The 7,612-nt window shown below is 44.2% G+C and carries 9 protein-coding genes; 3 read left to right on the forward strand and 6 right to left on the reverse strand.

Going from position 1 to position 7,612, the window contains the following annotated elements; genetic code table 11:
* Positions 1 to 34 precede the first annotated feature (34 nt).
* From ENI34_04830 to ENI34_04855, 6 genes are read right to left on the reverse strand one after another with little or no spacing between them, the layout of a single operon-like run.
* Entirely contained in the window at positions 35 to 592 is a 558-nt protein-coding gene (locus tag ENI34_04830) for a hypothetical protein (GenBank protein ID HEC78452.1), read from the reverse strand.
* Positions 583 to 1,104 (reverse strand): RNA polymerase sigma factor, encoded by a 522-nt coding sequence (locus ENI34_04835; protein ID HEC78453.1) that lies wholly within the window; start codon positions 1,102 to 1,104, stop codon positions 583 to 585. The genes ENI34_04830 and ENI34_04835 overlap by 10 nt, the downstream gene beginning before the upstream one ends.
* A 39-nt stretch (positions 1,105 to 1,143) precedes the next feature.
* Positions 1,144 to 1,320, reverse strand: a complete 177-nt coding sequence (locus ENI34_04840) for a rubredoxin (GenBank protein ID HEC78454.1) — start codon at positions 1,318 to 1,320, stop codon at positions 1,144 to 1,146.
* Positions 1,321 to 1,366: 46 nt separating this feature from the next.
* Positions 1,367 to 2,752 (reverse strand): glycogen synthase GlgA, encoded by a 1,386-nt coding sequence (gene glgA / locus ENI34_04845; protein ID HEC78455.1) that lies wholly within the window; start codon positions 2,750 to 2,752, stop codon positions 1,367 to 1,369.
* On the reverse strand, positions 2,749 to 3,750 hold the full coding sequence (galT, locus tag ENI34_04850; protein ID HEC78456.1) for a galactose-1-phosphate uridylyltransferase: 1,002 nt from the start codon (positions 3,748 to 3,750) through the stop codon (positions 2,749 to 2,751). The genes glgA and galT overlap by 4 nt, the downstream gene beginning before the upstream one ends.
* Complete coding sequence (locus ENI34_04855; GenBank protein HEC78457.1) at positions 3,750 to 5,705, reverse strand: hypothetical protein; 1,956 nt, start codon at positions 5,703 to 5,705, stop codon at positions 3,750 to 3,752. Before ENI34_04855 ends, galT begins: the two co-directional genes overlap by 1 nt.
* A 173-nt stretch (positions 5,706 to 5,878) precedes the next feature.
* Between ENI34_04855 and ENI34_04860 the strand changes: the two genes are divergently transcribed.
* The 3 genes from ENI34_04860 to ENI34_04870 all read left to right on the forward strand — a co-directional run.
* The gene (locus ENI34_04860) at positions 5,879 to 6,646 is read left to right on the forward strand and encodes an ABC transporter ATP-binding protein (protein HEC78458.1); all 768 of its coding nucleotides are present in this window, start codon (positions 5,879 to 5,881) and stop codon (positions 6,644 to 6,646) included.
* Positions 6,639 to 7,406: a hypothetical protein gene (locus ENI34_04865; protein HEC78459.1), complete on the forward strand. Its 768-nt coding sequence runs from the start codon at positions 6,639 to 6,641 to the stop codon at positions 7,404 to 7,406. Before ENI34_04860 ends, ENI34_04865 begins: the two co-directional genes overlap by 8 nt.
* A 45-nt stretch (positions 7,407 to 7,451) precedes the next feature.
* On the forward strand, positions 7,452 to 7,612 hold a 161-nt coding region (locus tag ENI34_04870), incomplete at its 3' end, for a nucleotidyltransferase domain-containing protein (GenBank protein ID HEC78460.1).

Consider the following 7,612-nt stretch of genomic DNA (forward strand, 5'->3'; position numbering starts at 1 on the left):
AACAAAATAATCGCTCTGCCCATCATTCCTCCTCTTAAGTACCGATCATATATTTTTCATATAAGTTCTTGATGAATTCGGCTCTTTCGACTTCAGTAAGTTCTTCAACCGCCTCATCCAGTTCAGGAGACAGATAATCCTCCACCTTGGACATATCATCAATCAGTTTGTCATCAACCACACCGCTGAGTCCCAGCTCGGCGATCTCTCTGTCCTCAAGCAGGGTCGAGAAAGGAACAGTCAACTCCACGGTGTTATCATTTCGATTGAGAAATATAATGATGACCAGCGCGGCGGCAGCCGACGCAAGAATACGCAGAACCCCTGAAACAGAGAATCGGTGTGCGGGTTTCAATCTTATCTCTCTCCGTCTCAAACCATCAAGCAGGCCTTCGAAAAATTCGTTTTCAGGAAGTTGAACTTCATCATATTCTAAAACACTGTAGAGCCCTTTCAGTTCTTTTAACTCTGCACGACATCTCCCGCAGAATTCCAGATGTTCATTGAAGATGCGGTTTTCTTCTTCGGTTAAATTTCCTTCCACGTAGTCGATGAGCTTTCTTTTAAACCGCTGACATAACTTCATACCCATTCCTTTAATAAAATCCTCAATTTATTGACGGCATGATGATGGTTCGCCTTTGCAGCACCCGTGGTAATACCCATAATCTCACCTATCTCAGCAAAGGTATAACCGTCGTAGTGATGGAGAATAAAACAGAGCCGCTGCCTTTCGGGTAATCTGGAAAGGGCATTATCAATCGCAATCTTCATTCTCACCCTCTGTTCCATCGACCCGGTGTTATGAACGGACTCGTAATGGAGTTCAGGGGCTTTTTGCCGTCGCTTAAAAGAAAGACAGGTATTAACCGCAATTCTGTAAACCCAGGTGAAAAACTTCGATTTTTCGTTGAATTTAGTAAGATTATGATAAATTTTTTTAAAGACATCCTGAGTAAGTTCACGAGCATCCGCATCATTCCTGGTAAAACGGTAACATATCGAGTACAACGACACCCGGTATTTTTCGAAGATACGGTCGAACGCCTTTTCGTTGCCATTCTTAAATTCTCTAACCAATAAAATATCTTCATCGCCATTCATTATATTTGGACGCTCGGTGATAAGAAAATGGTTTAATCCTCAGTTCTCTTCGTCGGCATAAGGTTCGAACTGCTCTATCTCTGCGCCGCAGACCGGGCAGACCCATTCCTCAGGCAGCTCTTCAAACGAAGTGCCTGAAAGAATACCGTTGTCAGGATCCCCGAAACCGGGATCATAAATATAACCGCAAACAGTGCATTGCCATTTGCCAATCATATTCCTCCTTTTTAAACACCAAATTCTATTAAAAAAATATGATGTGTCAAGGTCTTAATTGAGACTCGTAAAGCTCCTTGTATTTAACCGCGGATTTCTCCCAGGAAAAATCATAGCCCATACATTTTTCAGAAAGGGTTTTCAATAAACGAGGCTCTTTGTCGTACAGGGTATATGCCTTTGACAACGCCTGCAGCATCTCTTCAGCCGAATATCCTTCAAATAAAAAACCGTTACCGGAATTATTCCGGCGGTCGAACTCTTCGATGGTGTCGGCGAGTCCACCGGTCTTCCGAACGACGGGTACGGTGCCGTATCTCAAACTTATCAACTGCCCAAGACCACAGGGTTCATATCGTGACGGCATAAGGAAAAAATCAGAACCGGCGTAGATCCGATGCGCCAGTCTGTTATCGAATCGTATATTGAGGGAGACCCTGCCGGCATACCTGCTGGCAAGCGCACTCAGTGACTTCTGATACTTTTCTTCTCCAGACCCGAGGATGATGAGGTTGAAACCCATATCGAGGATCGAATCGAATGCATCTATGATGATATCGAATCCTTTCTGTTCTGCAATCCTTGAAATAATACCGAGAAGCGGAGTACTGTTTTTCAAATCATGCTCTTTTATAAGCGCCGACCTGTTCTTCTGCTTCCCATCGTAGTCATTATAAAGATGGTAAATCAACGGATCGGTTTCAGGATTCCACGTTTTATAATCGATACCATTGATGATTCCGAAAAGGTTTTCTTTTCTTTTCCGCAGCACACCGTCGAGGCCGAAACCGAGTTCGGACGTCTGGATCTCCTTTGCGTAGTTCTCTGAAACCGTCGTGATAATATCACTGTATAATATGCCGGCTTTAAGAAAATTAATTTTGCCGTAGAACTCCAGTGATTCGGGAGTGAAGTAGTCTCTGGCGAGTCCAAGCAAAGGGAATTTTTCAGCTGGGAACAGACCCTGATACCCGAGGTTGTGGATGGTAAAAACTGTTTTCACGGATACTTTTTCAAGCTTCAAATAGAGCGGGAGCAAAGCACTCTGCCAATCATTACAGTGCACGATATCAAAACTTTCATCTTCTGTTATATACCGGCTCATCGCTTTACAGAAAAGAGTAAACCGTTCACAATTGTCCGGATAATCGCCTTTTTCCGAACCATAGATTCCATCCCGCAGGAAAAACTCAGGACAGTCGATGAAATAAAAATCATCTTTTTTATGGATACCGACGTGATACTTCTTCGTAATATCGACTTCGATATCTTTCACGAATGTCGTACCGCTGATTCCTTTATACTTCGGAAGAAAAATTTTCGTCTCGATACCGAGTTTCTTGAGATAAAGAGGCAGGGTACCGGCTACATCGGCAAGGCCGCCTGTCTTTGCATACGGAACTGCTTCGGACGCAACAAAGGCGACCTTCATAAAATATTCTTGAGGTAAGCGGCTGAATCCTCAGGCCCTGTCGGATTTATATAAAAACCGGTCCCCCATTCAAAACCGGCGATGTGGGTAAGCACAGGAATGATCTCCAGATGATAATGATAGAACTCGATTCCTTTAAGGGTTATGGGAGTCGTGTGAATCACATAGTTGTACGGCGGAATATTAAGGGCTTTTTTTATCCGCATGAGACAATCTTTTAATATGGAAGCGAGATCATCAAGTTCCTCCTCAGTTGCATCCTCGAAATTCGAGATGTGATTGCGCGGCAGAATCCAGGTTTCAAAAGGAAACCGCGGTGCAAACGGGCAGATAAGTATAAAGGAATTGTTCTCACTGATCAACCTTTTGCGCTCTTTTGTTTCCTGAACCACGATATCACAGAAGATGCACCGTTCCCGATATTCGAAATAACGCCGGGCACCGTCCATCTCTTCCATCACCCTCTTGGGAATGATGGGGGTCGCAATCAACTGGGAGTGGCTGTGTTCGAGCGACGCACCCGCCGCAGCCCCGAAATTCTTGAAGATCATCACATATCGAAGCCGCTGGTCTTTTTTCAATTCGAGCAGTCTTTTCTGATAGGCGTATATGACATTTTTGAAATCAACGAGAGGCAGGTCTGCAAGGTCCATTGTGTGGTCAGAGGTTTCAATAATGACTTCATGGGCGCCGATTCCGTTCATTCGGTCGTAAATGCCCTCTCCGCGTCTGCTTATCTCTCCGTCGATCGCCAGGGCGGGGAATTTATTGGGAATGACCCGAAGAGTCCAGCCCGGTGTATCAGGTTCTGTTCCTTCCTTGCGATAGGCGAAGACTTCAGGCGGGGTCGCCTTTTCATTTCCCGGACAGAAAGGACAGGATTTAGGAGAAACGACCTTCTTTTCAGGAACGGCTTTAAAATCCTTGGGGCGTTTCGCCCGCTCGGTGGAGATAATAACCCAACGACCCAGAACAGGGTCTTTGCGCAATTCAGGCATTATTTATTTTCTTTCTTTTCTTCATCCTCTTTTTTCGTCTCTTCTTTCGGCTTCTCCTCACTTAAAAATATTTCGATCTTTGCTTCCGCTTTAATCTTTTCGATGAATTCATTGGCGACGTCCCGCTGTTTCTGTCGCAGAAGATTCGTCTCAATGCTCTTCTTCACCTCTTCAAATGTTCTGTAAGAAGCCGGATTATGTTCAACAACCGTCAGGATGGTATATGTGGAATCATCCGCTGAAAAGACCTTGCTAATTTCACCGGGTTCAAGTTTAAAGGCAATCTCTTCATACTTTTTCGGTTTCATTCCTCTTCTGATCGTACCGGTGACACCTCCCCGTTTTGCAGTCGGCGCCTTTGAATGTTCCCGAGCCAGAGAATCGAATTTCTCCGGAGTCTGCTTCAGAATGGTCCGCAGTTCCTCAGCAAGAGGTAGTGAGTCGACCACAATCTCTTTGCAGCGCACGATCTCGGGAATCTTGAAATCCTCCTTATGTTCTTTATAAAAATCCTTTACTTCCTGGGAATCCACAGACACCGCTTCAACGACCACTTTCCGATATAGACCGCTCTCCATCAGTCTCTTCCTGGCGTCTTTCAACTTGGCGATATAACCGTCGTTCAGGAAATACTTATGGCGCTCTCCGAATTCAAGTTTCAACTCGTCGTCGATCATCTTATCGAGCAATTTCTTGAATTCCTCTTCACGGGACAAATCGGTCTTGGCGAACTGCGGTTGTGAGGCATTCCGCACCTCAACATCCTTATACAGAATTTCACGCCCATTGACCACTGCGACGACCCTGTCTTCGGAAAGGATGGAATCGTTTTCCACCTTCTTTGAATAGATTTTGATCTTCGCCCTCTTCCTCAACTTCTTCAGGAATTTTTTCTCAACCTTTTTAAGATTTTCCGCTTTCAACGCCGTCTCAATCTGGTTCTTCACCTCTTCGAACTTACGGTAACGTTTCGGTTTATGGTCGGTCACGATATAAATTCCGAACTTATCATCAAAAGGAATTACTCCTATGACTTTATTCAATTCAGCCTTAAACAACGCCTTGTCGACAGGCTTGGGCCGCACCCCTTTGTATACGATTCCCATATTACCGCCGCTTGCTTTACTGCGGGCGGTGGAATACAACTTTGCGAGTGAATCAAAACTCGCGATATCCTTCTTGAGAGAATCAAGGAGAAACTGCGCCAGACTATCTGATTCCACTACAATCTCTTTACCCCTCACCTGTTCGCGAATCATGTAATTCTTTCTGTTCTTATAGTAGTACTTCTTCATATCCTTTTCCGAAGGTTTCGATTTCTCAATCACTTCCGTGGCATACACCTCATCAAGGAGTAGTGACCTTCTTGAATTCGACATCTCCTCTTTAAAGAGTTCTGTCTTGGGTATCCCGTAATTCAATGCATTCTCATAAAGGAGTCTTTGAAGTATCATCTGGTCAAGCATCGCTTTTTCATCCTTGCGGGCGAACGGCGATCTCTTACCCAGCTCTTCATCCAGTTCCAGACGGGTGATCTTATAGCCGTTCACCAGTGCAACATATTCCTGATAATTTTTCTTAAAACACCGCTCTACACCGTTCAATGCAAAAGAGTCGAGCGGCGCCTTACGATATTTGGTCGCCACGACCTCATACGCCTTTGCGGCATCAAGATAATTTTCATTCAATTCACAGGCTAATGCAAGGCGGTAATACAGCCAGCCGTCTTTTTTCTGATATTTCTCAGTGAGTTCTTTATAAAGCTTCACCGCCTCGTCATAATCCTGCAGTTTATCCAGATAAATGTCAGCCCTTTCGATCTCCCACTTATAGGTATCTCTACCACGGGAAATCATTTCTTCACAATACTGGAGTGCTTCATCATATTTTTGCTCCATAATGAGATTGATATAATCTTGCGGCAGAGCCATAAATAAGAGTAATATCAAATTCATTGTACCTCCTTTTTTATTTTACTTATTCTATATAAAAAGGAGTATTTGTCAATATCCCTTTCCCCCCTGTCATTCTGAGCGAAGCGAGGAATCTCCCTTCCTTTTGCTCTTCGCCTTATGTTCTATGCTCTTTACCCTTTACAAAATTTTGATAATGAATATAATTACGCAGTATGGATGCGATCAAACTGGCGAATATCTATCGCTCGTTCAAAAGCCATTTCTGGCAGAAGAAAAAAGTGGTCCTGCACGATATCTCGTTGAGCGTCAAACAGGGTGAGATATTCGGTTTTCTCGGACCGAACGGCGCCGGAAAGACGACGACGATCAAAATCATAACCGGCTTGATCAGGGCGGATTCAGGCAGCGCCATGATACTCGGTTTTCCGGCGGCTTCAATCGAGGCAAAAAAGAAAATAGGGTTTCTTCCGGAATCACCGTACTTCTATGACCACCTGACCGGGTACGAGTTTCTGAAAATCCACGCATTACTCGGGAATTATACTGATTATAAAGAAAAGGTTTATCATCTTCTTGAAAAAGTGGGGTTAAAGGACGCCGTGCATCTACCCCTGCGTAAATACTCACGGGGAATGCTTCAGCGCATCGGCATTGCCCAGGCATTGATCGCAGAACCGCAGATTCTCATTCTCGATGAGCCCCTTACCGGTCTTGATCCGATCGGCAGAAAGCAGATAAAAGAATTGATTTTAGAACAAAAGGCACAGGGAAAGACGATATTCTTTTCATCACATATCTTACCAGACGCCGAAGCGGTTTGTGACCGAATCGGTATCATCATCAATGGTAGAATAATGAATGTCGGTGAGTTGAATAAATTCTTAAAGAAAGGACTTAAAACCGATGAAATTTCGTTGGAAGATTGGTTTGTTGACCAGGTGAAAGTAACTGAAGAGAATAAGGAGAAAAAAGATGCATAGACTGCGGGCAGTGATAGAAAATACATTCAAAGAAAGTCTGCGCCAGAGGATCTTACTCCTCCTGATCGTCTTCAGTCTGATGCTCATCATCGTCTCGATCTTTCTTGAACCGTTCGCCCTCGGTGAATCACCCAAAATACTGCGCGACCTGGGTCTTGCCGCGATGTCCCTGTTCGGTGTACTCGTCGTCATCATCATCGGCTCCACCCTTATTCACAAAGATATTGAAAAACGCACGATATACACGGTTATATCAAAACCCGTTAAACGGAGTGAAATAGTGCTCGGTAAATTCGCCGGTCTGTTTTTGCTCATCACCGTAATGGTCTGTTCCATGGCGATAATCCAGCAGATTATGCTCCTGCTCTATGAAGGTTCTTTCGACCCCCGGCTATTTATCGCGCTTCCATTCACCCTCCTGGAAATCAGCGTGCTCCTGGGAATTCTGTTGCTCTTTTCCTCGTTCTCTTCACCGACCCTGACCGCGATAATGGGAATCCTGTTCTTTATCATCGGTCATGCCCTGCCCGATCTGAAGGTCTTCGCTGATCAGGCGAAATCCGCGGCATTGAAATATCTCGCCTATATCTTCTATTATATCCTGCCCAATCTGGAAAATTTCAATCTGCGCAGCGAACTGGTTTATAGGCTGCCGCTATACGGAGACCAACTCCTCTTTTCTCTGTGTTATGGTATCATCTATACTGTCTTTCTTCTCTATCTCGCCACTCTTATCTTCGAGAAACGGGAATTCAAGTAATCCAATGATGTTGACAGCCATTTATTTCTTAATATACTTTAATATATGAATTTGAAAAATATTTTTTCACGATATCCTATTATCACTGTTTATCTCTTCGGCTCTCGCGGACGAGCCGATGAAAACACCGAAAGCGATTATGATTTCGGAGTTTTGTTGCACCCTGAAATAAACCCTTCAAAATATAGCGAAATCAAGTTTTCTCT

The organism is candidate division WOR-3 bacterium (assembly GCA_011052815.1).
Classification (GTDB): Bacteria; Hydrothermota; Tepidihabitantia; order SM23-42; family SM23-42; genus DRIG01.

Coding starts and splice junctions, on each gene's coding strand:
- ENI34_04830 (HEC78452.1), bottom strand. CDS start 592: ATGGGTATGAAGTTATGTCAGCGGTTTAAAAGAAAGCTCATCGACTAC.
- ENI34_04835 (HEC78453.1), bottom strand. CDS start 1,104: ATGAATGGCGATGAAGATATTTTATTGGTTAGAGAATTTAAGAATGGC.
- ENI34_04840 (HEC78454.1), bottom strand. CDS start 1,320: ATGATTGGCAAATGGCAATGCACTGTTTGCGGTTATATTTATGATCCC.
- glgA (HEC78455.1), bottom strand. CDS start 2,752: ATGAAGGTCGCCTTTGTTGCGTCCGAAGCAGTTCCGTATGCAAAGACA.
- galT (HEC78456.1), bottom strand. CDS start 3,750: ATGCCTGAATTGCGCAAAGACCCTGTTCTGGGTCGTTGGGTTATTATC.
- ENI34_04855 (HEC78457.1), bottom strand. CDS start 5,705: ATGAATTTGATATTACTCTTATTTATGGCTCTGCCGCAAGATTATATC.
- ENI34_04860 (HEC78458.1), top strand. CDS start 5,879: ATGGATGCGATCAAACTGGCGAATATCTATCGCTCGTTCAAAAGCCAT.
- ENI34_04865 (HEC78459.1), top strand. CDS start 6,639: ATGCATAGACTGCGGGCAGTGATAGAAAATACATTCAAAGAAAGTCTG.